Here is a 24,966-nt window from a genome sequence, read left to right as displayed (position 1 = left end):
TGTCATTATTGTTAGTACAGGCAATTTTGCCAGTGGCGCTCTGCATCGAGCATAATTTGCAAGTCCGTTCCCCTCCGCAACCGCTTGGCGCTGGCGTCATCGACGAGAAATATAAATGATTCTGGCGCTCAAAAAGCATGTTTTGCGCCATTCACAGGCCATCGCCTGAGGCAACGCGGGTGCTCGAACCTCGCCGAACGTCACAATGATTGAGTCCACCAGCGGCTGCTTAATCTTTATTAATCGGCCTTCGTGAGCGCAGCGCCTGCGCCAAAGTGCCTTCATCCAGATAATCCAGCTCCCCACCCACCGGTATGCCGTGGGACAATTGGCTGAGTCTGATCGGATAATTCTCCAGACGCTCCGCGATATAATGGGCGGTGGTCTGGCCCTCGAGCGTTGCATTCATCGCCAGCACGACTTCGTCGATACCGCCCGCCTCGACCCGCCTGATCAACGTATCGATCCCGATATCTTCCGGGCGGACACCGTCGAGCGCCGACAGTTTGCCGCCCAGCACATGAAATTTTCCGGGGAACAGCCGGGACTTGTCCAACGCCCAGAGGTCGGAAACTTCCTCGACGACGCACAGCGATTTCTCATCGCGGCGGGGATCGGTGCAAATTTGACAGGGATCCTGCGTATCGACATTGCCGCAGACGCCGCAGGTTACGAGCCGCTCATCCACTCTCTCCATCGCCGCCAATATCGGCTTCATCGCCGTTTCCGGACGCTTGATCAGATATAATACCGCTCGCCGCGCCGAACGCGGACCAAGGCCGGGGAGCTTGGCGAGGGCCTGAACCAGATTTTCGATCTCTTGCGATGCCATGGCTTAGTCATTAGGAGCAGCCGCACAAACCTGCCAAGCACAAAATGCCTGTCCTACAGGAACGCGAATGTTTATCGTCCCGCTCATGCCAAGGTCTGATCAAATATTTGAAGGCAAAAGCAGAATTTTGTAAAAGAACGCCGCTGATCCGGAAAATCAGATTTCCGATTAGGGGGTGTGACCCGTGTGACCCGAAGAAAGATAATTTATGACGTCCGGCACGAAATCTCTGCGCATTGCCTTCATGGGCACCCCGGACTTTGCGGTGCCGGCGCTGAAGGCATTGCACGAAGCCGGGCATGAGATTGTTGCGGTCTATTCGCAGCCACCCCGGCGCGCGGGTCGCGGCAAAAAACTGTCGCCCTCTCCTGTTCAGCGCGTTGCGGAAGAGCTCGGCATAGAAGTGCGCACGCCGGTTTCGCTGAAGGGTGAAGAGGAACAGACCGCCTTTGCCGCGCTTCAACTGGATGTTGCGGTGGTCGCCGCTTATGGATTGATTCTGCCCCAGGCGATACTGGATGCACCGGCAATGGGCTGCCTGAATATCCACGGCTCTTTGCTCCCCCGCTGGCGCGGCGCGGCACCGGTGCAGCGCGCGATATTGGCGGGTGATACGGTAACCGGAATCACCATCATGCAGATGGAAGCGGGACTGGACACCGGCCCGATGCTCTTGAAGTCGAAAACGCCGATTGACGGCAAAACCGCTGGCGAACTGACCGAAGAACTGGCTGAGACGGGTGCGGAGCTGATGGTGCAATATTTGGCAAGCCCGTCGGAATATTCCGCCGAAACACAGGATGATGCGCTCGCGACCTATGCGAAAAAGATTGAAAAACAGGAAGCGCGACTGGATTTCAACAAGCCTCCCAATCATGTCGAACGCCAGATACGGGCCTTCACTCCTGTCCCCGGTGCCTTTTTCAAATTCGAGAATGTTCGGTACAAGATACTCGAAGCGCAGGTCAGCAATTCGGACGGCGAACCTGGCATAACAGTGGACGACCATTTGCTAATCGGCTGCGGCGCCGGATCGATCCAGCCCAGAGTAATCCAGAAAGCCGGCAAGCCGGCCATCGATCTCAAATCCTTCCTCAACGGCACAAAAATCCCGAAGGGTACCCTGTTGCAATGACCCGCTTCGCCCTCACACTGGAATATGACGGCCGGCCGTTCATGGGCTGGCAGCATCAGGATCACGGCCCGAGCGTCCAGCAGGCGGTGGAACAGGCGATCCACAAGATCACCGGTCAGGAGGTGCGTGTCTTTGCAGCTGGCAGAACCGATGCTGGCGTCCATGCTCTGGCGATGCGGGCGCATTTCGATCTGGACACAAAGCTGACTCCCTTCCGGTTGCGCGAAGGTATCAATGCCGGCCTGCGGCCCAATCCGGTTGCGGTGCTGGCCTGTGACATTGCCGACGAGGAATGGCACGCGCGTTTTGCCTGCGAGGGGCGGCGCTATCTCTACAAGATCACCAATCGCCGGGCACCCTTGACCTTTGATCGCGGGTTGAGCTGGCAAATTGCTCCAGACCTTGATGCCGAAGCAATGCACAATGCGGCCCAGGCGCTCATCGGCCAGCATGATTTCACCACCTTCCGTTCGGCGCATTGCCAGGCGCAAAGCCCGGTCAAGACATTGGACAGCATATCGGTCAGCCGCTTTGGCGAGGAGATTGAAGTCGAAGTCGCGGCCCGCTCGTTCCTGCACCACCAGGTCCGCTCGATCGTCGGTTGCCTGAAACTGGTCGGCACCGGAAAATGGACAAAAATAGATCTGAAAAACGCGTTGCAGGCGAAAGACCGCAACGCCCTCGGCTTCAACGCGCCGCCCGATGGCCTCTATTTTGTCGAAGCTGTCTATCCGGAATGACCGTGCCCCTGCGTAGGCAGGGGCCCATCACGGACCAGCGCGCCTGGACGCGATCGGGAGAGATGGATTCCTGCCTACGCAGGAATACTAGAGACCAAACAACCGCGACAGCGACTTGTCCAGCATAAGCAGTTGCCACAGCAAGCGACTATTGTCCGATCGTCCTGCGATATGATCGTCCGCCACCTTGCGTAGCGCGTTGCTGTCAAACCAGCCGGTGCGCGCCAATGCGCCGCCACTGGCAATATCCCGGGCGGTGTCGGCCAGCGGCCCGCGAAACCATTGCGCGATCGGCGTGACGAAGCCCATTTTCGGCCGGTAGAGGATATCATTGGGGAGATATTGTTCCATCGATTTCTTGAGGAGATATTTGCCCTGTCCCTTGTGCACCCGCAAATTCGTCGGCAACTTCGCGGCAAATTCCATCAGCTTGTAATCGAGCAGCGGCTCGCGCGCCTCGAGCCCCACGGCCATGCTGGTCCGGTCGACCTTGGTCAGGATATCTCCGGGCAGCCACATTTTCATATCGGCATATTGCGCCTGATCGAGGCCATTTTGCGCCGGCGCATTTTCCATCAGGTCGATCATCCGCTGCTCCGCCTGATAGTCACCCAGATCGCTGCGCATGCGGTCGGAATAGATCTGCCGTCGTCCCGATGGCGTTGTCACACCGACCGCTTCGGCATAGCCTTCCGGACCGGTTCTCGCGAGCGACAGAAGGGTAGACTTGGCGCGAAACGGCCGCGGTGCCCAATCGGCCTTGGGATAGACCGAACCCAGCCAGCCGAATGCAGGCCCGCGAAAGGACTGCGGCAACAAGCCCCTCACCCGCTCTTCACCATGGTGAAAGACATGACGGCGATAGCCCGCCATCGCCTCGTCCGCTCCGTCGCCCGACAGAGCTACGGTCACGGTCTCGCGAGCCAGCTCGGCCACCCGGTAGGTCGGCAAGGCAGAGGCATCGGCAAAGGGTTCGTCAAAATGATCGGCCAGCGTGTCGATCAAGCCGAAATCATCGGCCGCAACAGTGCGTTCGCGGTGATCGGTCTGGAAACGCTCTGCAATCTGCCGGGCATAGCCGGTCTCGTCCAGCGACTGCTGGTCGAAACCGATCGAACAGGTCTTGACCGGCCGGCGGCTTTTCTCCGCCATCAGAGCGACCACAGCGCTGCTGTCGACACCACCGGAGAGAAATGCACCGAGCGGCACATCCGCGATCATGCGCGAGCCTACGGCCTGTTTCAGCAGATCGACCAGTTCTTCTTCCAGAGCGCCCGCCGAGGCCTTGTGGCGCTGGCTGAAATCCATATCCCAATATTGGACCGGTGCGGGTTCCGGCTTGCCCTGCTCGAGCAGCAAATAATGGCCAGCCGGCAGCTTCTTCACCCCCCTGAGCAGCGATGTCTGATCGGGCACATACCCAAAAGCGAGATAATCATCGACCGCCCGCATATTGGGGTCGCGGCGCAACAGGGGATTTGCGAGCAGCGCTTTCAGTTCCGAACCAAACAATATACTGCCATCGGAAACGCGCGCATAAAACAATGGCTTCACGCCCAGCCGGTCGCGGGCCAAAAACAATTGGCGTGTGCGCTGGTCATAGAGCGCAAAGACAAACATCCCGTTCAGTCGTTTCAGGCACTCCACGCCCCATTGCCGCCAGGCATAGAGAATGACTTCGCTGTCACTGCTGGTCTGGAACTGATGGCCCAGCCTTTCGAGTTCCGCGCGCACCTCGAGAAAATTGTAAATCTCGCCGTTGAAACTGAGCACCTGTGCTTCATCAGCGGTCAGCATCGGCTGCGCGCCGCCTTCGAGATCAATGATCGAGAGCCGCCGATGTCCAAGCCCTACACCCGGCGCGGTCCAGATGCCCGATCCGTCCGGCCCTCGGTGGGTCAGACTGTCGGTCATCTTGCGCAGACGATCAGGATCGACCGGCTTGGCCGTCTCCAAATGAAAGATACCTGCAATTCCGCACATAGGTGCGCCCTAGCGCAGCCCCGCCATCGCGTCAGCCAATTTGTCGACCGGCCCCAGATCAGCAAGAAAGGCATCAATCGAAATCCGGGGAGATGCCTCGCGCTTCGTCTCGGACGAAATCAAGACCGCCACGGCCTGTTGCGGCCCGCCAAGCAGTTTGCTCTTCAGCGTTTCCAGCTTCACCATCGAGCCGCTGCCGGTAAGCTTGCCACCAATGCGATAAAAGGAAACAACATCGCGCACCACCGGTCCGGGCGCGATCAACTCAATGGCAGCCGCGCCTTCTGGCGCTTCGAGGACGCGATTCCGGGACCACTCGGTTTCGGGAACATGAGCGCCCTGCCCATAGCCGACAATCTCCCGCCCATCTTCCTGACGGTTATAAACGGCAATGGAAAGATCGACCTCCATACCGGTCGACAGGTTCCGGTAGCGACCGAGCAGCTGATGACTGGCACCATCGAACCGTGGTTCCCACGGGTAAAGGGGCTGGTAGTCCACTCTTTCCCAACCGGCGACTTTCGGCAGGGCAATCCTGTCGGGCACGGTCGATTCCTGAGCCGCGAGAACCGATATCCACAGCACCGGCGTCAAGATGACAGCCGCCATCGCGGCCATGATCTTCATCGGATGCTGACTGCCAGACGGGATAGACTGCCGACGAGCCAAAGCATCTCCATCAATCATCGGATCGTCGATCTTGCGATCGTAGAAGGGCCAGCCGATCGCCATGAGCAAGACCAGGACGAAGGCGAAAAAGAACCAGCCGTAGAAAATATGATCAAAGCCGACAGCGAAATCGAGCGATGTATGATGCGCGATATAGATGGTGCCAAAGGCGCGGACACCATTGGCAAGGATCGGCACGATGACTGCAGCGATCATGAACAATATCCGGCGGTTCCAGCTCTGGAAGCAGACATTACTGACCAGCGCGCCATAAGCGAACATCGCGATCAGGAACTTGATGCCCGAACAGGCCTCGGCCACTTCGAAATAGGCGGTCGGCGTGGAAATGAATATGCCGTCGATAAAGGCCGGAATATCGGCCCAGCCGAGAAAGACCATCGACAATTTGGCGGTCACCATTTGCAGGAACGGTACAAACTCTTCACCGAACGGGACAAGGAAGAAGCTGAAACCCAGCGGGAATATCAAGCCGCGGGCAACGGTTGGACCGAGCAAAGTGACAACGGCGCCCTGCAGCATCATCAGCAGACCGAGATGGCGCGCAAAGGAAACGCCGGCAGCCTCACCCAGCAACCAGCCGAAAGCAGCAGTTCCCGTCCAGAACAACCCCGGCCACCAGATTTCCGGCGTGAGCTTCGCCAGTTCTTCTCTACGTTGCTGCACCAGCCAGTAGAGGATCGGTACAATCAGCAGACAGTGATTATAGGTGGAGATAGCCCACCATGTCCGGACCATGTCCGCGCCATCGCGCCAGAACATCGCCAATATGGCCAGACTCGCAAATGCGAGCAGTTTCAGATGCGCCGACCAGAGCGACGCCGGAACGGCAGCCTTTTGGCTGCTCTGCACCTGATCGGCAGTCGCACTCGTCATTCCGCCGCCTCGGCAACCGCAGGCTCAGAAAATCCGCACAAGGCTGGCAAGCCGATGAGCTGCCTTGCCCATGAATATTGCGCATGAATAAGTTGTTTCGCCTGCTCGCCCAGACGCTCCGCCCGCTCGGAATCCTGCAGCAATTCGCAAACCAGTTGCGCTTCGTCATCGACAGAATCGGCGATCAGAAAATGCTCGCCGTTGATCGCGTCTATCCCCTCGGCGGCACACTGGGATGCAACCACCGGCTTGCCCATGGCCATCGCCTCGAGCACCTTGTTCTGGATACCGCGAGCAATCCTCAGCGGCGCGACGACAACATCGGCAGCCATGATCCAGCTGCGGATATCATCGACAGCGCCAACCACTACCGTGCCGTTCTTGCCATCGAGTTGCATGACCTTGTCGGTGGGCGACCGACCCACGATAGCGAAACGGGCAGCCGGAAAGCGCGCGAGAATCGCTGGCATGATCTGATGGCTAAAACTCTGCACCGCTTGCACATTGGGCTGATAGTCCATCTGGCCGGTGAACAGGATCATCTGCGCACTTTGTTCGAGCCCTTCTGGCTGCACGTCTGGTGCGCCATAAAATTCCAGATCGATCCCGTTGCCCACCGCTTTCACCCGGTCATCGGTCAATCCCGAGCGCGTACGAAACAACCGCGCCTCGGCTTCGCTGACAAACAGACTATGGTTGGCCCGTTCGGCAATATCGTTTTCGAAGTTCCGCAACAACCGGCCCTCCCGGCGATTGACCCAGGCCATCGGACCCGAGGCATCGTCGGCATAGCTTTCAAATTTCGCGCTATCGACGTCGGCAAAATCCATCACCACCCGACCGTGGAAATTCTCGGGAATGAACTGCGCCATCTGACCGGAGAATACGAAGATGCAGTCAATTGGTCGCGTCGCGATAACATGCGCAACATAGGCGCGGATTTCAGCACTGTCGAAACATGTCAGCGAAACCGGTTTGCCAGAGAATATCGCTTCAATCCCGCCCTGCCATCTGGGCTTGGTCCGCAATATAATCTCACAAGAAGCCAGTTCCGCTTTGCGCTCCCAGCCTAAACTTTGTTCCTCTTCATCCTCGGCAAAGCAGGCGACATGTACCGGCGCGCAGTCCATCAGCTTTTGCAGGAAATGATGCGATCGAATCTTGTCGCCGCGGTTCGGCGGCCAGGGGACGCGATGCGTCAGGAACAATATTTCGCCCACTAGCCGAGGCCTTTGGCGATGATCGGTCCAACACGGTTGGCAACCGACAAGGGCAGACGCTGCCACAGTGCTACCTGCATCCGGTATTTGGGGCTCATCGGATTGACATCGCGGGCCTCTTCGCCATCTGCTGTGCGCGTCGCATAGGAAAGCGGTTGCGGTTCGAAACCCCAGTTTTTCTTGAAGGAAAAAGCGCCCGTACCGTATTTCGATCGCCCAAAGTCGAACGATTTGCATCCCCGTTCGCGGGCATGGTTCATCAGTTCGTAATACATGATCTCGTTGGCCCGAAAACGCCGCGCATCCCACGTTCCGCCGCCCCAGTAAGGCATCACCGTCTGATGATGATAGAGGCTGAGCACACTGGCTACCGGAACGCCATCGCTGAGCACGGTCAGGATATCGGCATTCTCGCCAAATGCGTCGAGAACTTCGTCGAACAGCGCTTTGGGGAACACCGGTGTTCCAAGATTACGGACGCTTTCTGCATAGACGGCATAATGATCCGCCCGGTCTTGCTGCGTCGCCCCGATGCGCACCGTCAAACCGTTCTTCAGACCCTTGCGGACTTCAGCGCGCTGCTTGCGAGGGATCGCGAGCAACTGGCTCTCCGCATCTTCTGCCAGTTCGGTGACAAAACCGGCATAAACATTCTGTTTGCGCTGCCATTGTCCATCGGGCACGGGCCCGCCGCGCAACTCAACGGTAGGAAAGCTGTTGCTTTCGGCAAAGCGCCAGGCTTCGTCGGCGAGCGACTGGATCGCCCGGTCAATGTCCGAGAGAATACCGCCACCCACGGCAAAACCGGAAGAGACCAATGCCCTGCCGAACAAGCCGGAATGGATCAGGTTGAGCGGCAGAATGCCGTGCAATTGTCCTTCGCGATCTTCGGCCAGAAGATAGCGCCACTCATGGCCGCAAGCCTTGCCGACCGACAATACCCATGCAGGGCGATGAAAGGCCGTGCCTTGCGACGAAGCGTCGACAAAAGCTTCAATCCGGGCCAGTTCATTGGCATCGGCTTGCGCAAGAACACGGACGGTCAAGGACTCTGGCTGGAATGCCATGTTCATCACATCAGCCCCGCTTCCAAGGCCGCCAGTTCGTCAACCCTGCCCCATTTGAAATCCTGCCCGACCCGCAACAACTTCGCGCGCATCACTTTCAAATTGGTATAATGGCGGAGTTTGGATCGAAGCGGTGCATTGGCGACGCGCGGCTGATCGGGATCGATTTCCCAGGGGTGGAAATAGAATATCGCCCCATGCCCGTCATCTCGCTGCATTTTTCTGATCGATAGATCATATAAGGCATAAGGCAAAAGCCGAAAAAACCCGCCTCCGCCGGCAGCGAAAGCACGCTTGCCCAGCTTGACCGTGGTGACCGGCAATTCGATAAAATCGGACTGATCCACGGGCTTCCAGGCGAAGCGGGGTGAATCCGCCCAGCCATAATGATCGTGGTTGATCGGCGCGACGCTGGATGAGTAGGTATAGCCCTCTTCGGCCAGTATCTCGTGCGCCCAGGGTGTCCGCTGATCGATAGAAAAACTGGGAGCCCGATAGCCGATGACCTGCTGGCCGGACGTATCCTCGATGATCTTCCGGCTGCGATCCAGGTCGGCGCGAAACTGGTCGGGTGACAGGGTGAACACGCGGGCGTGATCATAGCCGTGATTGGCGATTTCATGACCGGCGTCGGCAATCTGCTGCATCAACGCCGGATAGCGTTCGGCTACCCAGCCCAATATGAAAAATGTCGCCTTGATGCCCGCTTCGTCGAACAGCGACAGCACATCATGGGTGTTGCGCTCTACGCGATGCTCGAGCTCATCCCAGTCGGCGCGATCGATGACCGTCTCGAAGGCTCCCACCTGAAACCAGTCCTCGATATCGACCGACATGGCATTGAGCAAAGCATCCGCTTTTCTCGCCGTGGCGAAAGATTCAGGCCGCACGTCCCGCATTGACATAGCTTTCCTTGCTCCGGACATCGCTCTCGACCCATTCCACAAGCATCGTCAAGACGCGGTGCAGATTTTCTTCCTGATCGCTCATGCGCGTTTCCATCAGCGAGAGCCGCTTCGCTATGATATCGATCCGCTGTGCCATCGCCTTGTCGACAGCTGGCGGAGCAGTAACAGATTCCTCCGCCTTCGGTTCAGTTGCGATCTGTGCTTCGGCTGTCTGCCGGACAAGTTCCGGTTGAGTTTCCGGTCTCCGCAGATTGACAACTTCATGTTCCGGTGCGGGCGCTGGTTCAGCCACAGCCCCGGACTCCGGGCTCGATGACTTGGCAACGGGATCGACACCCGGGTCCTGAACCTTTTTAGGCTTTTCCCAAAGCGGATTCTTGGTCTCGGTTGAAGCAGTAGGTGGCGATGCAATCTCCACGTCTTCGCCATTCAGATCGGCAAGCACCCGTTCGACCATTGGCTGGTCGATCATCTCGGCATGCTCGATGGATCCCATCAACAATATCCGGCTCATCAGAGCGTTGATTTTGCGCGGAACGCCATCGGTCTCGGAATAGAGCAGTCGGAATACACTCGAAGTGATCTTCGGGCGTCCCGACCAACCGCTTTTCGACAGGCGATGGGTGATATAAGGTTCGATTTCTTCAGCATCCATCGGTTCGAGGTGATGGTGCGCGATGACTCGCTGGCGCAATTGTTCGAGCTGGTTGGAGTTTTGCAGCATGTCGCGAAATTCCGGCTGCCCGAGCAGGAATATTTGCAACAGCGCCTGCCCGCCAAGCTGGAAATTGGACAGCATCCGCAATTCCTCGAGCGCGCCCGCCGGAAGATTTTGCGATTCATCCACGATCAGCAGACAACGCCGGCCGGCGCGCGCTTCGGCGTGCAGAAACTCTTCAAAAGCGCTTAGCAATTGCGCTTTGTCCATATGGTCTGTGTCGATATCGAAATGGTTGGCGGCAACGCGCACGATATCTTCGCTGTCCAGTTTCGTGGTCACGATATTGGCAGCGGTCAGACGCGCCTTGTCGATCGTAGCCATAAGATGACTGACCAAAGTCGTCTTGCCCGCACCGACGTCACCGGTGATGACGATAAACCCTTCGCCCTGCGCCAGGCCATAGCCCAGATAGGACAGCGCCTTGCGGTGCGTCAGGCTCTCGAAATAGAAATGCGGATCCGGGGTCAGCTGGAAGGGCCGCCCGTTCAATCCGTAAAATGTGTCATACATGCGTGTATCTCCGATCAACGGCGGTGATGAAGCTGTTAAAAATCATATCTGAGTCCCAGTAGAGCAGAAGCCGTAAGCTCGCTGTCGAAACCGTCTTGCTGGAAGCTATCCAGGCCGACAGCCGCAGTACCCTGCAGTCTTGGCAAAATTTGGCGATAATAAGCTGCGTTGGCGCCGACCCCCAAAACATTGGGTGCATTGGCAAAGCCGCTATCCAGCAGATTGGCGTAAACATTGGCATCGAAACTGGAATAGATATCGAGTTCCCGGCCAATCGTCAGATTGGCATAATAATTCTGGTCCACGAGGCCGTCGACTGCAGAAACTGAACCCAGTTGCGAAGCAAAGAAGCGACGACGCGCATAACCCACGCCAAGCCCGGTATTCCAGCCGCCGGAGTTATAGGTAAGCTGCCCGTTGACACCCCGCGCACGGAATGACGACGAAGCGGCGGATTGAAGCACATCATTGAAGCAGAGGCTGCTCGTCTGACCGAAGGCACAGCCATTCAGTTCACCGCTCAGAGGATTTCGCGTACTGGTAAAACCGGCACCCAGATTTGACAAATTGTCATTGAGCAAATTGCCGAAACCCGAAACCGTGTCATAGACTGAAATACTTAGCGCTGTGTTCTTGTTGGGCTGATAAGCGAAGCTGCCAAAATAGGTTTCACTGCCATAGCGCTGACCGACCCGCGCTTCGAGCGAGGTGCGGCGACTTGGTCGCCACAGGACACCGGCATCCCAGTAAATTCCGTCCTGATCATAAGACAGCAATCGGGGTGATGTTTCGTCGGTGACGAAGCGTCCATCGTCTCCGATAATCGGCACTCCGTTGATGTCGCGTACGGCATCCCGTTCCGAAATCTCGATATCTTCATAGCCAACACCGCCAACCAGCGCCAGGGTTGACGAGACCGGCACAGTTACATCTGCCCGGACCTGTTTTCCTTCAAAGCGCTGATCAAGCTGGCTGCCATCCTCGCGTTGCCAGCCCGCACTAACGGCCCAGCCAAAGGGAAGATCGCCCGGCTGCATTCCGACGCTGGCGCTGGCCGAATGGCTGACACTGTCATCGAAAACATCAATCGGAATCTGACCGGGCGGCAGGACACCGGTAGATTCGTTCTCTACCTTGGTATAGCCGAGCCGGTAAGCGGCATTCACATCCAGTGCGCCGATCCGGGTCGACAGGGTCGGACCGGCATAAACTGAATAGACCTGTGTCACATTGTCGATATTGCCCACCGTATTGGACGGCGCTTCGCCGCGCAGATCGACCCGGCTGCGGGTAGCGATACCGCCGGCTTCCAATGACAAAAGATTGGGAACGACCTGCACGCTGCCGCGGGCCAGACCGGTTATGATATCTTCGTCACCCAGATTATCCTGATAGAAAAATCTGCGTTCATAGCGGATGTTCAACTGGGCTTCGGCATTGCGCGTCTGGAGGGACGTGTCGACACCGGCAGCGACCGACGTATAGGTCAGCACATCGCTGCCGTCTTTCAGATCGGCGACCAATATTTGCTGGATTTCGATGTAGGGTGCCACGTCGGCTTTACGCTCACGTGCCTCGACGGCCGGCGCAGCCATCCCCAGCAGCGGAAGAATAGCCGCTCCATATTTCAGGACATTTCTAGTCATATGCGCGGTCATGGCTTACTCTCCATATCCATAATAGGATCCAAAGCGCCTGCCTGTCGGCGAGAATTTCGTACCGTTCAGGAGGAGTTGGATATGATCACAGCCGCCCAACAAACTCAGCGCATCGCGCAGGGCGGTTTCGGTCGTTTCGTCTGCTTTGACCACCATCAGGACCTGACCGACATGCGTTGCCAGGACAGAGGCAGGTGATGCCGACAAAGCCGGCGGTGAGTCAAAAATCACGATGCGATTGGGGTTATTCTGGGTCAGACGGTTGAGCACCTGCTCGGTCCGTGACGACGCCAGATATTCCGTATCGGCATTAGTCTGATCACCGGCCGGCAGTATTGCCAGGCCGGGAATATCTGTATGGATGATACAGCTTTCTACCGGCAATTGCGGATCGGCAAGCGCGTCCATAAGGCCTTTGCTGCCCTCCAGACCAAGACTGGACAGGATGCTTGGTTTTGCAAAATCCGCATCGACCAGCAGGACTTCATTATCCTTTTCCGCCGCGATCGAGAGGGCGAGATTCAAGGCGCAGAATGTCTTGCCTTCATTGGGGTGCGCCGAGCAGATCAATATCCGTTCGCCCTGTGGTATGGGGTCTACTTTCTGGCTGCCCTTTGCGGCCAGCAGCAATTGACGTTTGATGATCCGAAACTCTTCCGAGATACCGGTCACTGGTCCGTCAGGGACAATGAATCCGGCTTCCCGCAATTTGTCCCGATCGACAATGACGGTCGGACCATCATAGGATTCGACCGGCCTTTGCGTGACCGGCATGACTTGCCGGGCCGGCGTTTCGGGCGGCAAAGAATTCGACGCGCCATCTCGATGTTCGACAGTCCGGACTGCGGGGATATAATCATAGATTTCCCCTGCCCTTTCGAGCAACGAACCGGTCTTTTTGGGAGGATTATATTCGTTCATTTCTGCTCCCTCAGGCCACCATGCCGCGCTGGATAAATTCGACGATCATCAGCATTCCGAACACGCCAAAGAGCGCGCCACTTGTACCGAGAAAGATACGCATTTTTTTCTTCTGTATTTCGCGCTGTGCGTTGGTCAGAATCTGGGAAACAGACCCGATCACCGGCAGTCCGCTGGCTTTTTCCAGCCGGGCTGCGGTCGGATAGCTGGTCTGGACATGGCCCATCGCGAATGCTGTGCCGACACCGCCACCGATTCCGGCGATCAGAACCATCGCGAGCAATAGCGGCCGGTTTGGCGCAGCCGGAGATCGCGGACTGGACGGCGGATCAATGACACGAAACTTGAGCGAGTCGGTTTCCGATTCCACCTGCCCGCGCAATTTGATCTGCTCCCGGTCGGTGAGCAGCTTGTCATACTGGCTTTTCAGCACCTCATGGTCACGATTGATCCGCGACATTTCGGCAGCAACACCAGGCTCCAGCGTCTGTTTCGAGGCCAGTTGCGCCATATCCCCCTGCAGCGCATTTTTCCGCGCCTGCAGTGCGGCGAGGCTTGCCTGACGTTCTGCACGCATGCTTTGCAACGAACTATAGGCCGGATTCGGGGTACGATAGCCACCGCCACCAGCCGGCTCCTTGCCCGCCTGTATACGCAGCGCTGCAATTTCGTTTTTCATCGAGATGATATCGGGATGGCTGTCGGTCCAGCCGCGAGCGCGAGCGCCGGCCAGATTGGCCTCCATCTGTGCAAGTTGGCCACGGGCACCGCCGCTGCCAATTCCGGGCGTCGCGATGGAAGAAGGTGTACCGGCAAGCTGACCATTCAAGGCGGCCAGTGATCCCGATGCCTGACTTATCTGCGAATCAATTTGCCCCAGTTCCGCCCGGGCCGCTTCCATCCGTTGGCTGATCGAGCCGACACCCGGCAGCAGACCCAGATTTTCAGTCTCGAACTGGACCCGTTTCTGCTCGACTTCCTGAAGCTCTTTTTCTCTCTGGGCGAGTTGCGCATCGAGAAACTTGATCGTCTGGCTGGTCTCGTCGCGGTCACCGGACAGATTCTCTTCGACAAAAATATCGATCATTTTCTGGACAATATCGCGGGCCAGAACGGCATTTTCCGCATCGGAAAAATTGCTGGCAGAAGATTTTGCGGTAATCTCGAACAGATTGTCTTTTTCCGACTTTATCTCGATGCTTTTGCGCAGCATCTCGACTTTGCTGGACAATTCACGATCCGTAGCCACCGACTGGTTCAGTGCGGTTCCGCGAACGACTTTTTCGAGATTGATGGTAGACGCCAGTGTTTCCTGAACGCGTTCCATACTCTTCTTGCGTTCGCGCGCATCCACTCCGACCTTGTCGGACAGCAACGACTGCATCTCGACAGAAATGCGCGCCTGCGACTCATAGCTGTTGGGGATCAGCGCGACGACAAGCCAGCCCAGCAGGCAAAGCCCCCAGGCAACAGCCAGTGCAAGCCAGCGTCGATTCCAGACGCTGTGCACCGCTATTTTAAATTCATCATAAAGGCCGTTCATGTGTCTATTCAATTCCTGTGATGGGGAGCCAAAAACAGATTAAAACATACTTTCCGGAATGATGATCACATCACCGGGACGCAGCATGACATTGGCGCGGGTCTCGCCCTTCTTCATCAAATCGTCGATGCGCAGCGAGAATTCCTGTTGCTTGCCGGTACCGCGATCAAAGCGGATCAGGCGTGCGCGGTTGCCGGAAGCAAATTCCGACATGCCGCCCACTGCGATCATCGCGTCGAGCAAGGTCATATTGGCGCGATAGGGTATCGAGGCCGGTTTTTCGGTGGCACCGACAACCCGGATTTGCTGGGAAAATGTGCCGGAGAAATTATTGACGATGACCGAAACCAGCGGCTCGTTGATATATTGGGATAGCTGCAGCGTCAGATCTTGCGCCAGCATTGCCGGCGTCTTGCCCACTGCAGGCATATCCGTGATCAGCGGTGTGGTGATCCGGCCATCGGGGCGGACCTGCACCTTCGCTCCCAATTCGGGATTGCGCCAGACAAATATCGTCAGTTCGTCGAGCGGACCGATAACATATTCTTCTCCGGGCCCTTCCTGCATGGAAACAAAGGACGCCGGCGGCAGTTGCGGCCCGCTGGAATTGCCGGAACAACCGGCAACGGCAAGTGACGCCATGCCGGCACCGACCATCAACTTAGCCAAGTGATTGTTTTTTATCGCAGAACGCATTTTTACCACCTCGTATAAACCATCATGTGAATGGCCGGTTTTCGAGGGAAAACGGGCAATCCACGCAAAGTCACAAGGTGGCTATGCTAGAAAATAGTGAATATAGCGTTAGGATTAGCTGAATTTGCGATTAACGGGAGCTCCGGTTTGACCGCAGCCCGAACCATCGAGACTAGTCTACCAACAGCTCTGTGGCCGGTCCCTGGCCCAGAAAATTTGCCGGGCTCGCCGTCGCCCCATAGGCACCCGCACAGAATATGGCGACAATATCACCGACGCTCGCTTCCGGCATAGCGGCATTGTCGCTCAACCGATCAAGCGGCGTGCAAAGGCAGCCCACTATCGACACCGTTTCCGCCGGTTCTTCGGAAAATCTGCTGGCTATGGCTGCCGGATAATTGCGCCTGACCACTGTCCCGAAATTGCCGCTGGCGGCGAGCTGGTGATGGAGACCGCCATCGGTCACCAGGAATATCTGTCCCTGGCTTTGCTTGCGGTCCACAATCCGCGTCAGGTAAACGCCCGCTTCACCGACCAGATAGCGGCCCAGCTCGATGGCAAATTGCGTAGCAGACAATATCTTTGGCAATTGTGCGAGCTGGTCACCCAAGGCTGCACCAACCTTGGCAATGTCCAGCTGTTCATCGCCCGGGAAATAGGGAATACCGAAACCGCCGCCGAGATTGACATGGGCCGGTGCCTGACCGATTTCGGTCGCCAGACGTGCGGCCAGATCCAGAGTTTGCGCCTGCGTGTCGATAATCGCATCAGCGCTCAGTGCCTGCGAACCGGCAAAAATATGAAAGCCGCGCCAATCTGCTCCGGCGTCCAATATTTTCTTTGCCGTCGGAGCGACCAGCTCGATATCCATCCCGAATGGTTTGGCCCCGCCACCCATTTTCATGCCGGAGCCCTTCAGATCGAAATCCGGATTGACGCGAATTGCGAGCCGGGGCTTTTTGCCCAAACGCTCACCGATTTTAAGCGCCCGATCGCATTCACCCGGCGATTCGATATTGATAGTAACACCCGCCTGGATGGCTTGTTCGAGTTCCTCTTCCCGCTTCCCTGGTCCGGCAAAGCTGATATGCTCAGGCGCCGCTCCCGCTTCCAGCGCCATCTGCAATTCCCCACCGGAAGCGATATCGATACCATCGGCCAGCGCCACCATATGGCGGAGCACCGGCGGAAAGGGATTGGCTTTCATCGCATAATGTAAATCGAGACCGTCGGGCATTGCCGCCCGCAATTGTGCCATACGATCGTCGAGTCGGCTTTTCGAATAGACAAACAGCGGCGAGCCATTTTCCGCAATCAGCGCGCTGCATTTCTGTCCGCCAATGGCGAGTTCGCCGTCGATGGCATCATATCCGGCTGGAATGGGCCCTGTAGCTTTGGTCTTGATCATTCGACATCCATGCTGGCCAATGCGTTGCGGTCCAGCTTTCCATTTGGGTTTTTGGGAAATTCAGAGAGCAGAATGATATCCCGGGGGTGCATAAAATTCGGTAAATTCTGCTTTAAATATTTTGCCAATTGCTCCGCGATAGCTGAAGTCTCCGGTCCAAGCTCAACCGGTCGAGCAAATAACCGGATCGCATGGCCCAGTCGCTCTTCCGTGACTCCCAGGGCGACCGCTTCCGCTATGAGGCCTGATTCGACCGCGATTTCCTCAATCTCTGTCGGGCTGATCCGGTTGCCCGAACTTTTGATCATCGCATCATCGCGGCCAACAAAATAGAGCAAGCCGTCATCACCGCGTTTCACCGTATCCCCGGAGAAAACTGCCATGCCGGTATATTGTGATGCTTCGGGCGCGCTTTTGAACCGTTGCGCCGTCCGTTCGGGGTCATTCCAATAGCCTTGCGCCACCAGCGGTCCGCAATGGACGAGTTCCCCGGACTGATCGGGCGCGGCAACTTTGCCAACTTCGTCCAGCACAAGAATTTCCGCAAACGGAATCGCTCTACCCATGCTGGTCGGCTTATCGTCGATCAGAGCAGGATCCAAATAAGTCGATCGGAAAGCTTCGGTCAGGCCGTACATCGCATAGATATCGGTTCCGGAACCAAAGATGCCCCGTAACTGTTTAACCAAAGTCGGGGTCAGCGCACCACCGCTATTTGTCAGCCGCCGCATCGAAGCGACCGCCTCCTCCGGCCATTCATGCTCGACCAGTTGCACCCACAGCGGCGGCACAGCGGCCAAAGTAGTGATCTGTTCGCGCGCGCACGCCTTCATGACGTCACGTGGAGTCAGATAGTCCAGCGGCACCGCGCATCCGCCAGCGGCCCAGGTCGAGAACAGCTGGTTCTGGCCATAGTCAAAGCTCAGCGGCAACACGCATATCGTGCGATCATCGGCTGAAAGCTTAAGATATTCAGCAACACTGAGCGCCCCCAGCGTCAAATTGGCGTGACTGAGCATGACCCCTTTTGGGCGCCCGGTGGAGCCGCTGGTGTACAGTATCGCAGCCAGATCATCGATATCGGTCGTTGCCGCGCTGGCCGCGATTGGATCTGCAATCGACTCCAGGGCTTCCTCAACGAGCTTGTCCTCGAACAGGCGGCAATCTTCTTCACCATTGTTTTCCAGAGTTTTGAGGCGACCGGCGTTACTAATCAGCAACTTGGCACCGCTATCTGAGACAATATGAACAACTTGAGCTGACTTCAGCAGAGGATTGACCGGCACATGGACGAGACCAGCGCGGGCCGCTGCCAGCGGCATGATGCAAGCGAGTTCGGTCTTGGACAACCATGTCGCCACCCTATCCCCCTTGGCCAAGCCCTGCCCGTGCAGCCATGCCGCCAGCAGGCCGACACGATGATTTAACATCTTGTAGCTAAGAGATCCCGAACGCGTCACGAGGGCGCTTGCATCCGGGTCCTTGCCTATCGCCAGATGGTCAAGCGGGAATGCGGCGGTTTCGATAGCAATGTTCAATTTTTGACCTATGGGAAAAAGAGCAGATTTGTGACAGATACAACCTTAACCATGACCAGCGAATATCATAGCAATTTTCAATCCGTGCAAGCCATTGCCGGAGAAAAACTGGGTAGATCGGTCCAGAAGTCTCTATTCGACCGGATCGACTGGCTGAAACCGCTGCACGAACTGTGCCTGCCAGATAAATCGCCATTGATCGTGCATAGCAAAGAAGGCGAAGCCGAAGCGTGGATGTTCTTGATGAAAACCGGCCTCGGTCGGCATGCCGCCCTGGCCAACTGGTATAATTTCACCTTTCGACCGATTTTCTTGGGCGACTATGACGAAGTGACCAAATTGGCGTTGCTGGCAAAACTGGCAAAGCAACTCAAATCCAGCTCGCACCGTATTGAAATCACGCCGGTTCCTGACGAGGATTCCGCCGCCAGCCTGACCGAACGCGCGTTCGAACAAGCGGGATGGATTGTTTTCCGGTCAAAGGCGGATGACAATCATATCCTGAACGTCAAAGGCCGCACCTTCGACCAATATTGGGCCGATCGTCCGGGACAGCTACGCAACACGGTGCGCCGCAAGGCAAAGAAAAACCTGGTGTCGGTCAGGATCGAAACGCAATTTTCCGACGAAGACTGGAACGATTATGTCTCGGTCTACGAAAGCAGCTGGAAACCGGAAGAAGGCAATCCGGATTTTCTCAGAAAGCTGGCCCGGCACGAAGCGGCCGCCGGCTGCATGCGCCTCGGCCTCGCCTATATCGATGGAGAGCCGGTTGCCGCGCAATTCTGGACCGTTGAAAATGGCGAAGCGCTGATCCACAAGCTGGCCCATATCGAAGATGCGACAAAAACGTCCCCCGGAACGCTGCTATCCGTCGCCATGTTCCAGCACGCAATCGATATTGACCATGTCGATCTGATCGACTTCGGCACCGGCAATGACGGCTATAAGCGCGAGTGGATGGAAGATGTCCGCGATCGCTACCGACTGGAATTCTACTGGCCGAACAATCCTTTGGCCTGGCTACCAATTTTGCGACACTACCTGTCGGGCCTTGCCGGAAAGCGCCCACCGCTTTAGGGAAACGCCGTTATCCGAGATTCGGGGGTTTTTGATGCAGAATAAGGTCGAGTTGACGCCGGAAGCCGCCGTGCGTGCAGTAATGCGGGATATTTTGGGGCTGAGCGAAGTTCAGGTCGCGGAATTTACGGCAGAAACGGAGCTTTTCGGCGCTCTACCGGAACTGGACAGCATGGCTGTCGCAGGATTGCTCACCGAACTGGAAGATCGTCTCGACATCATGATCGACGACGATGAAGTCGATGGCGAACTGTTTGAAACTTTTGGCAATCTGGTCGCCTTTGCCGAGATGAAAGTCACCGGGTGACGCTCATCCCCGCATTCGTCTCCTACGAATTTGCGGATCGCAAAGAATTATGTTTGTCTCTCGCAGCCCAGTCTGGCCGACGCGTCATGCTGGTCCCTCCGCTGTTCGACGAGATGAACCGCATGCGGAAGATGCTGATCGATGTCATGCGATCGCTTGAAGCCCTTGAAATCGCAAGCTTCCTGCCTGATCTTCCTGGCACCAACGAAAGCCTGCTGCCACTGGAGCAGGCCACGCTATCTGACTGGCAAAGAGCCCTGGAAGCTTGCGCGCAACAGCATCAGATTTCGCATATCGCTTCGTTCCGGGGCGGCGCTTTGGCTGTTGCGGAATTGCAAAGCGCCGACCACTGGGTTTTTAGCCCGGTGAAAGGCGCGACCATCTTGCGAACAATGATGCGGACCAAGGTTGCATCTGATCGCGAAGCTGGACTGATCACCAGCCTCTCCGAACTGGCGGCACGGGCCAAGACTGGACCGCTAGAGCTGGCCGGAAATATCATCGGCTCCGGTCTGTTCACGCAGTTGATTGCTGCTGAAATACCGACAATGAGAAACCAGCGGATCGTCCGTCTCGAATCCGATAATAAACCGGGAGACGTTCAAATCCCGGGCACGGCCCTATGGCTCCGCGCGGAACCAGACGATGATCTCGCCATGTCCGCGGCCATCGCGCAGGATATCGCCCTCTGGATCGGCCAATGACGCGGAGCTTCCACCAGATCGACTGCGAGAACGGCATGCTTGCAGCAACGCTCGATGGCGGGACAGGTCCGACCGCCCTGCTGATTGTCAGCGGCGGCAATGAAATACGCTCAGGCGCCCATAGCGGTATGGCACGATTGGCATTGCGGATTTCGGAACAGGATTTCCCGGTGCTGCGCTACGACCGCCGTGGGATTGGCGAAAGCAGTGGCGATAACCAAGACTTTCTCGGTAGCGCAGAAGAAATCGCAGCAGCGGTCAAGTTTCTTCGGCAGGAGCGGCCGCACGTAAAGTCAGTGATCGCCTTCGGAAATTGCGATGCGGCCACCGCTCTGGCTCTGTTTGGGCCGGCTGCCGGTATTAACGGCTATATATTGGCCAATCCGTGGGTTTTCGAAACGAGCAATGAAACGGACACGGAAGAACCGACAATGTCGGCTGGCGCAATCCGTTCCCGCTATTGGGACCGGATCAAAAACCCGAGGACGATCATCGATCTCCTGTCCGGGAAAATAGATTTTGGAAAGCTGCTGAAGGGTCTCAAACAAGCCGCGCGATCAGAAGAAACTAGCGCGCTTTCCTTGCAGCTGCGCGATGCGCTCTCCGGGCTGGATGAAAATACCTATATTCTGCTAGCAAAGCGCGATACCACAGCTCGGGCATTTCTCGCTGTGTGGAACAGCCCGGATTTCGAGTCGGTGCGAAGAAAATCTGCGATCACCGTCGAAACCCTCGACAGCGCATCGCACAGCTTTGCCGATGAAGCGGCGAAAAACTGGCTCACCGAAAAATTGCTGGAGGCGCTGCGCGCCGCCTGACTATTCGGCAGCGATCAGTTCAAATTCCTGCTCCGCCAGAAAACGCTCGGCATCGAGCGCCGCCATACAACCCGTGCCGGCTGCGGTCACGGCCTGACGATAGACATGATCCATCACATCACCACAGGCAAACAGACCCGGAATTTTGGTTTTCGGTGTGCCCGGCTCGACGTGGATATAGCCACCATCGATCAGATCGAGATGATCCTTGAAAATCTCTGTCGCCGGTGCATGCCCGATTGCAACGAACGCACCATCGAGAGCCAGGTGGCTTTTGTCGCCATTTTGGGTGTCGATCAGATCCAGCCCGACAAGCCCGACAGGGTCACCGCCGCCGACAAAGCGTTCGACATTGGTGTTCCAGAGCACCGATATCTTGGGATTGGCAAATAGCCGATCCTGCAAAATCTTCTCCGCCCGCAAGCTGTCGCGCCGGTGGATCAGGGTGACATCATCGCTGTGATTGGTCATGTAGAGCGCTTCTTCGACTGCGGTATTGCCGCCGCCAATCACTGCAACTTTCTTGCCGCGATAGAAAAACCCGTCGCAGGTCGCGCAAGCCGAGACGCCCTTGCCCGACAATTCCTCTTCGCCAGGAAGGCCCAGCCATTTGGCCTGCGCGCCGGTTGCGATCACCAAAGTATCGCCTTCGTAAATATCGCCGCCATCGCCGGTCATCCGGAATGGGCGCTGGGAAAAGTCGACATCGACGATCGTATCGAAAATAGTGCGGGTGCCGACTTTTTCAGCCTGGGCCTGCATCTCTTCCATCAGCCACGGTCCCTGAATGACATCGCGAAAGCCGGGATAGTTTTCAACATCAGTGGTGATGGTGAGCTGTCCACCCGGCTGCAATCCCTGCACCACAATCGGTTCCAGCCCCGCGCGAGCGCCATAGATAGCAGCCGACAATCCAGCGGGTCCCGAACCCAGGATGAGCATTTTCGTGCGATATGTTTCGGCCATATTCCATTCCCAACGATGATGATTCTGTTATCTGCAAATAGGGACGCGCAACACCGGTAGGCAAGGCCTATCACCGCCAAAACTGGCGAAGAATATTTTTGGCCGGTGATAGCGGGCTTTGCCGGCCCGGAAGCTCGGGTCATATTCCAGAAAAATACAACCCCAGCATCGGCCAGCCGTTCAAGCAGAATCTAGACAGGAACGAGATCCGTCGCCCTATTCAGGAAGATGGGCAAATGCGCAGATCTTGTTCCCGACCGTATCGCGCAAATAGGCACCAGCAGCCCTGGTGCACCTTCGTCACGCCCGCCATTGGCAAGACTGGCGGCGGGGAAGCTGTCTACAGCATCCGTGCTAGCCGCTGATGGTGCCTTCGTCATAAGGTGCCATCACCAGCAATTTCCCGGAGTCGGTAGCATAGACGCAGGTGCGGTCGTTGACCTGGCCAACACTATGCAAGCCAAACGGCGTCAACGTGGGATCGTAGTGACAGCGCAATTCCGGAGCGACCAAAAATCGGGACGGTCATGTAAAGCGGGGTGATTACGGGATTACCCATTCCGGGTCGGACGTTTCCGGTCAATCGGTTGGCACTGATGCCGAACTCGGCACCTTGGGCGGCACCAGTTATGCAGAAAGGGACGGGGAAAACCAATTTGGTTCTCCCCCTCCCTTTCTGCCATTACATGAATGAGCGCAGCGCGATATTCAGACCTCGCTATCGTGGCTTCACCCACTTGTAATCTATACGTAAGACTGTACCCATTCAGGTGGATCAGGGGATTGTCAGGGCAAGTGTCGAACATCGCGAACAACATGGAAGCTGCAGTCAATTTCCGGTGGGATAATCCGGATAACGGTTCCGAAAGCGATGGGAACTGCAAAATGGTTTTTTGCATCGCTCGCATTGATAATCACCAAGAGCTTGCCCGTCAGTTCTCGCTTGATCCCGGAATTTCTGTCTCGGAGCTAATAATACACCTATACCGAAGCTGCGGAACGGATTGTGCAAAACAGTTTCTCGGTGATTTCGCTTTTGCGATTTGGGACCCGAAAAAGCGGCACATCTATGCCGCACGGGATTTCATGGGATGCCAACCCGTCTATTATTGGCGTGACGGGCAAGCGATGATGATTGCCGACAATATCGAAAAATTGATCGCCCTGTCCGGGGAATATCCGGCACCCGACGAGGCCTATATTGCAGCGAGCCTCAGCAGCGCCTTCGCGCATCATGAAAGAACCCATTTCGCAGATATCAAGAAGATTCCTCCAGCGCATTATCTGATAGCTGCCAGGGACTCGTGCCAAACATATCGCTACTGGCGGGCCGAAGATATCGCAGAAGGCAAATGGAGCAATCACGAAGATTGTCTCGAAGAATTCCGCACTTTATTGAAGCAGTCAATACGCGACCGGTTACCCCGCGACGGGCGGACAGGGGTGCATGTCAGCGGCGGCCTAGACTGTTCTTCGCTGGCAATTCTTGCGGCAGAGGAATTGCGCTCGGAGAACAGAAAACCGCCCGTGGCCCTGACCTGGTACCCTCCGCCCCATCCCGATCATACCGACTATGAAAGAGGCGAATATGACCGGATATTCTCCGTCTGTGAAAAGGCAAATATCGACCCCGTATTTACGACGCAGACAGCCCACAATATTCGCGATGTTCTCAGGCGAGACAATCGCATCCGGCCCATATGCAATGCGTCATATAATGAACGGCTGGTTCAAAAAGAGGCTCAGAAGATGGGTGTTTCTGTCATATTATCGGGCTTTGGCGGAGACGAAGCGGCATCATTTGACGGTCGTGGCCATTTCCAGCAGCTTGCGCTTACGGGACGATGGATGCAGCTTGCGAAATTTGCAAAAGCCAGTGGAGCCAACCCGCTTCGCTTCTACGTGAGGCATTTAGTCAGGGGCCTGAATGACCTGTTTCTAACCGACGCCGACCTGAAAAAAATGACGGCTAACATTGCCTGGCTGGATGCTACCTATTGGAAGGCCCTGCTGAATATATTGAATCCGTTTTCACGGCGCCGGATGCTTACCCCGTCCCGAGAGCAGCAAAAGCTGATCGATGAAGGCTTGCCCTACATCGATAAAATGTTTGAAACACGGGTCCAACCATTGCCTGCCTTTCCTCCCATCCGCAGGACCAGCAGCAAGAGTGTCCGCTGCCAGTTGTTACAATGGAGCATCAATACCGCGCGCATTGAGTCCTGGGCGGCAGACGGCGCGCGCTTCGGTATCAAATATACATATCCGCTATTGGACCGCCGCGTGGTCGAATTTGCGCTCTCGCTTCCCGGCCATATGTTTATCGACGAAAACCACAGGCGGATCTTTTTTCGGCAGGCCATGGCTCCTGTGCTGCCCCACAACGCATGTTGGGAAGAGACCAAGGCCGATCCGGCGAGGATCGACCCGTTGATCAAGTGCATGATGGAAGCCTATGTCTCGATCGGCGAGCAGCTTGCACACCAAGGCACCCAATCCCCCAAAGCCGCCTATATCGATATGCCTCGTTTCATTGATGATCTCGAAGCCGATAAAATTAACAACCGCACCAGGAAAGGCAAAATCATCCTGGCAATGGAGTTTTTGGGGATTGAAGATCTCGAAGAGCAATAATGTGCTTCCCCTCT

Annotated in this window: 21 protein-coding genes; 7 read left to right on the top strand and 14 right to left on the bottom strand. The window is 56.5% G+C overall.

All coding sequences use genetic code 11. The features are described 5' to 3' along the window. Positions 1-229 precede the first annotated feature (229 nt). Positions 230-832 carry a recombination mediator RecR gene (gene recR, locus ACWFTY_RS09200; protein WP_447523936.1) on the bottom strand — a complete coding sequence of 201 codons (603 nt, stop codon included), beginning with the start codon at positions 830-832 and terminating at the stop codon, positions 230-232. Positions 833-1,061: 229 nt separating this feature from the next. Between recR and fmt the strand changes: the two genes are divergently transcribed. Both fmt and truA read left to right on the top strand, forming a co-directional pair. After that, positions 1,062-1,967 carry a methionyl-tRNA formyltransferase gene (fmt, locus tag ACWFTY_RS09195; RefSeq protein ID WP_447526873.1) on the top strand — a complete coding sequence of 302 codons (906 nt, stop codon included), beginning with the start codon at positions 1,062-1,064 and terminating at the stop codon, positions 1,965-1,967. Continuing rightward, complete coding sequence (gene truA / locus ACWFTY_RS09190) at positions 1,964-2,707, top strand: tRNA pseudouridine(38-40) synthase TruA (RefSeq protein WP_447523935.1); 744 nt, start codon at positions 1,964-1,966, stop codon at positions 2,705-2,707. Before fmt ends, truA begins: the two co-directional genes overlap by 4 nt. An 87-nt stretch (positions 2,708-2,794) precedes the next feature. Here truA and ACWFTY_RS09185 read toward each other — a convergent pair whose 3' ends face one another. The 12 genes from ACWFTY_RS09185 to ACWFTY_RS09130 form a co-directional block, all read right to left on the bottom strand. Further along, positions 2,795-4,690 carry an XrtA/PEP-CTERM system amidotransferase gene (locus ACWFTY_RS09185; protein ID WP_447523934.1) on the bottom strand — a complete coding sequence of 632 codons (1,896 nt, stop codon included), beginning with the start codon at positions 4,688-4,690 and terminating at the stop codon, positions 2,795-2,797. Between the two features lie 9 nt (positions 4,691-4,699). Next, on the bottom strand, positions 4,700-6,253 hold the full coding sequence (gene xrtA / locus ACWFTY_RS09180; protein ID WP_447523933.1) for an exosortase A: 1,554 nt from the start codon (positions 6,251-6,253) through the stop codon (positions 4,700-4,702). Continuing rightward, positions 6,250-7,473: a TIGR03087 family PEP-CTERM/XrtA system glycosyltransferase gene (locus ACWFTY_RS09175; protein WP_447523932.1), complete on the bottom strand. Its 1,224-nt coding sequence runs from the start codon at positions 7,471-7,473 to the stop codon at positions 6,250-6,252. Before ACWFTY_RS09175 ends, xrtA begins: the two co-directional genes overlap by 4 nt. After that, positions 7,473-8,546 carry a FemAB family XrtA/PEP-CTERM system-associated protein gene (locus ACWFTY_RS09170; protein ID WP_447523931.1) on the bottom strand — a complete coding sequence of 358 codons (1,074 nt, stop codon included), beginning with the start codon at positions 8,544-8,546 and terminating at the stop codon, positions 7,473-7,475. The genes ACWFTY_RS09175 and ACWFTY_RS09170 overlap by 1 nt, the downstream gene beginning before the upstream one ends. Continuing rightward, positions 8,546-9,439, bottom strand: a complete 894-nt coding sequence (locus ACWFTY_RS09165) for an XrtA system polysaccharide deacetylase (RefSeq protein ID WP_447526872.1) — start codon at positions 9,437-9,439, stop codon at positions 8,546-8,548. Before ACWFTY_RS09165 ends, ACWFTY_RS09170 begins: the two co-directional genes overlap by 1 nt. After that, complete coding sequence (locus ACWFTY_RS09160) at positions 9,420-10,679, bottom strand: XrtA/PEP-CTERM system-associated ATPase (RefSeq protein ID WP_447523930.1); 1,260 nt, start codon at positions 10,677-10,679, stop codon at positions 9,420-9,422. The genes ACWFTY_RS09165 and ACWFTY_RS09160 overlap by 20 nt, the downstream gene beginning before the upstream one ends. A gap of 35 nt (positions 10,680-10,714) precedes the next feature. Then, entirely contained in the window at positions 10,715-12,337 is a 1,623-nt protein-coding gene (locus ACWFTY_RS09155) for a hypothetical protein (protein ID WP_447523929.1), read from the bottom strand. Between the two features lie 3 nt (positions 12,338-12,340). Next, positions 12,341-13,258: an AAA family ATPase gene (locus ACWFTY_RS09150; protein ID WP_447523928.1), complete on the bottom strand. Its 918-nt coding sequence runs from the start codon at positions 13,256-13,258 to the stop codon at positions 12,341-12,343. Between the two features lie 10 nt (positions 13,259-13,268). Next, entirely contained in the window at positions 13,269-14,801 is a 1,533-nt protein-coding gene (locus tag ACWFTY_RS09145) for an XrtA system polysaccharide chain length determinant (RefSeq protein ID WP_447523927.1), read from the bottom strand. 39 nt (positions 14,802-14,840) lie between these two features. Then, entirely contained in the window at positions 14,841-15,458 is a 618-nt protein-coding gene (locus ACWFTY_RS09140) for an XrtA/PEP-CTERM system exopolysaccharide export protein (RefSeq protein ID WP_447526871.1), read from the bottom strand. 211 nt (positions 15,459-15,669) lie between these two features. Then, complete coding sequence (locus tag ACWFTY_RS09135; protein WP_447523926.1) at positions 15,670-16,905, bottom strand: pyridoxal-dependent decarboxylase, exosortase A system-associated; 1,236 nt, start codon at positions 16,903-16,905, stop codon at positions 15,670-15,672. Beyond that, positions 16,902-18,443: an acyl-CoA ligase (AMP-forming), exosortase A system-associated gene (locus ACWFTY_RS09130; RefSeq protein WP_447523925.1), complete on the bottom strand. Its 1,542-nt coding sequence runs from the start codon at positions 18,441-18,443 to the stop codon at positions 16,902-16,904. Before ACWFTY_RS09130 ends, ACWFTY_RS09135 begins: the two co-directional genes overlap by 4 nt. 30 nt (positions 18,444-18,473) lie before the next feature. Between ACWFTY_RS09130 and ACWFTY_RS09125 the strand changes: the two genes are divergently transcribed. From ACWFTY_RS09125 to ACWFTY_RS09110, 4 genes are read left to right on the top strand one after another with little or no spacing between them, the layout of a single operon-like run. Next, the gene (locus tag ACWFTY_RS09125) at positions 18,474-19,523 is read left to right on the top strand and encodes a GNAT family N-acetyltransferase (protein WP_447523924.1); all 1,050 of its coding nucleotides are present in this window, start codon (positions 18,474-18,476) and stop codon (positions 19,521-19,523) included. A gap of 34 nt (positions 19,524-19,557) precedes the next feature. After that, positions 19,558-19,830 carry an acyl carrier protein gene (locus ACWFTY_RS09120; protein ID WP_447523923.1) on the top strand — a complete coding sequence of 91 codons (273 nt, stop codon included), beginning with the start codon at positions 19,558-19,560 and terminating at the stop codon, positions 19,828-19,830. Then, positions 19,827-20,534, top strand: coding sequence for a hypothetical protein (locus ACWFTY_RS09115; RefSeq protein WP_447523922.1), 708 nt, complete (start codon positions 19,827-19,829; stop codon positions 20,532-20,534). Before ACWFTY_RS09120 ends, ACWFTY_RS09115 begins: the two co-directional genes overlap by 4 nt. Beyond that, entirely contained in the window at positions 20,531-21,352 is an 822-nt protein-coding gene (locus tag ACWFTY_RS09110) for a hydrolase 1, exosortase A system-associated (RefSeq protein WP_447523921.1), read from the top strand. The genes ACWFTY_RS09115 and ACWFTY_RS09110 overlap by 4 nt, the downstream gene beginning before the upstream one ends. Here ACWFTY_RS09110 and trxB read toward each other — a convergent pair whose 3' ends face one another. After that, positions 21,353-22,318, bottom strand: coding sequence for a thioredoxin-disulfide reductase (trxB, locus tag ACWFTY_RS09105; RefSeq protein ID WP_447523920.1), 966 nt, complete (start codon positions 22,316-22,318; stop codon positions 21,353-21,355). Between the two features lie 690 nt (positions 22,319-23,008). Here trxB and ACWFTY_RS09100 point away from each other — a divergent pair. Continuing rightward, complete coding sequence (locus ACWFTY_RS09100; RefSeq protein ID WP_447523919.1) at positions 23,009-24,952, top strand: asparagine synthase-related protein; 1,944 nt, start codon at positions 23,009-23,011, stop codon at positions 24,950-24,952. The last annotated feature ends 14 nt before the right edge of the window (positions 24,953-24,966 follow it).

The organism is Parasphingorhabdus sp. NYA22, assembly GCF_976973735.1.
Note: the sequence above shows the minus strand (reverse complement) of the source record. Positions and strands in the feature narration are given on the sequence as shown.

What these genes read in the sequence shown, in the direction of transcription:
- recR (WP_447523936.1), bottom strand. Translation starts at nt 832, where the DNA reads ATGGCATCGCAAGAGATCGAAAATCTGGTTCAGGCCCTCGCCAAGCTC.
- truA (WP_447523935.1), top strand. Translation starts at nt 1,964, where the DNA reads ATGACCCGCTTCGCCCTCACACTGGAATATGACGGCCGGCCGTTCATG.
- ACWFTY_RS09185 (WP_447523934.1), bottom strand. Translation starts at nt 4,690, where the DNA reads ATGTGCGGAATTGCAGGTATCTTTCATTTGGAGACGGCCAAGCCGGTC.
- xrtA (WP_447523933.1), bottom strand. Translation starts at nt 6,253, where the DNA reads ATGACGAGTGCGACTGCCGATCAGGTGCAGAGCAGCCAAAAGGCTGCC.
- ACWFTY_RS09170 (WP_447523931.1), bottom strand. Translation starts at nt 8,546, where the DNA reads ATGAACATGGCATTCCAGCCAGAGTCCTTGACCGTCCGTGTTCTTGCG.
- ACWFTY_RS09165 (WP_447526872.1), bottom strand. Translation starts at nt 9,439, where the DNA reads ATGCGGGACGTGCGGCCTGAATCTTTCGCCACGGCGAGAAAAGCGGAT.
- ACWFTY_RS09160 (WP_447523930.1), bottom strand. Translation starts at nt 10,679, where the DNA reads ATGTATGACACATTTTACGGATTGAACGGGCGGCCCTTCCAGCTGACC.
- ACWFTY_RS09155 (WP_447523929.1), bottom strand. Translation starts at nt 12,337, where the DNA reads ATGACCGCGCATATGACTAGAAATGTCCTGAAATATGGAGCGGCTATT.
- ACWFTY_RS09150 (WP_447523928.1), bottom strand. Translation starts at nt 13,258, where the DNA reads ATGAACGAATATAATCCTCCCAAAAAGACCGGTTCGTTGCTCGAAAGG.
- ACWFTY_RS09145 (WP_447523927.1), bottom strand. Translation starts at nt 14,801, where the DNA reads ATGAACGGCCTTTATGATGAATTTAAAATAGCGGTGCACAGCGTCTGG.
- ACWFTY_RS09140 (WP_447526871.1), bottom strand. Translation starts at nt 15,458, where the DNA reads ATGGTCGGTGCCGGCATGGCGTCACTTGCCGTTGCCGGTTGTTCCGGC.
- ACWFTY_RS09135 (WP_447523926.1), bottom strand. Translation starts at nt 16,905, where the DNA reads ATGATCAAGACCAAAGCTACAGGGCCCATTCCAGCCGGATATGATGCC.
- ACWFTY_RS09120 (WP_447523923.1), top strand. Translation starts at nt 19,558, where the DNA reads ATGCAGAATAAGGTCGAGTTGACGCCGGAAGCCGCCGTGCGTGCAGTA.
- ACWFTY_RS09110 (WP_447523921.1), top strand. Translation starts at nt 20,531, where the DNA reads ATGACGCGGAGCTTCCACCAGATCGACTGCGAGAACGGCATGCTTGCA.
- trxB (WP_447523920.1), bottom strand. Translation starts at nt 22,318, where the DNA reads ATGGCCGAAACATATCGCACGAAAATGCTCATCCTGGGTTCGGGACCC.
- ACWFTY_RS09100 (WP_447523919.1), top strand. Translation starts at nt 23,009, where the DNA reads ATGAGCGCAGCGCGATATTCAGACCTCGCTATCGTGGCTTCACCCACT.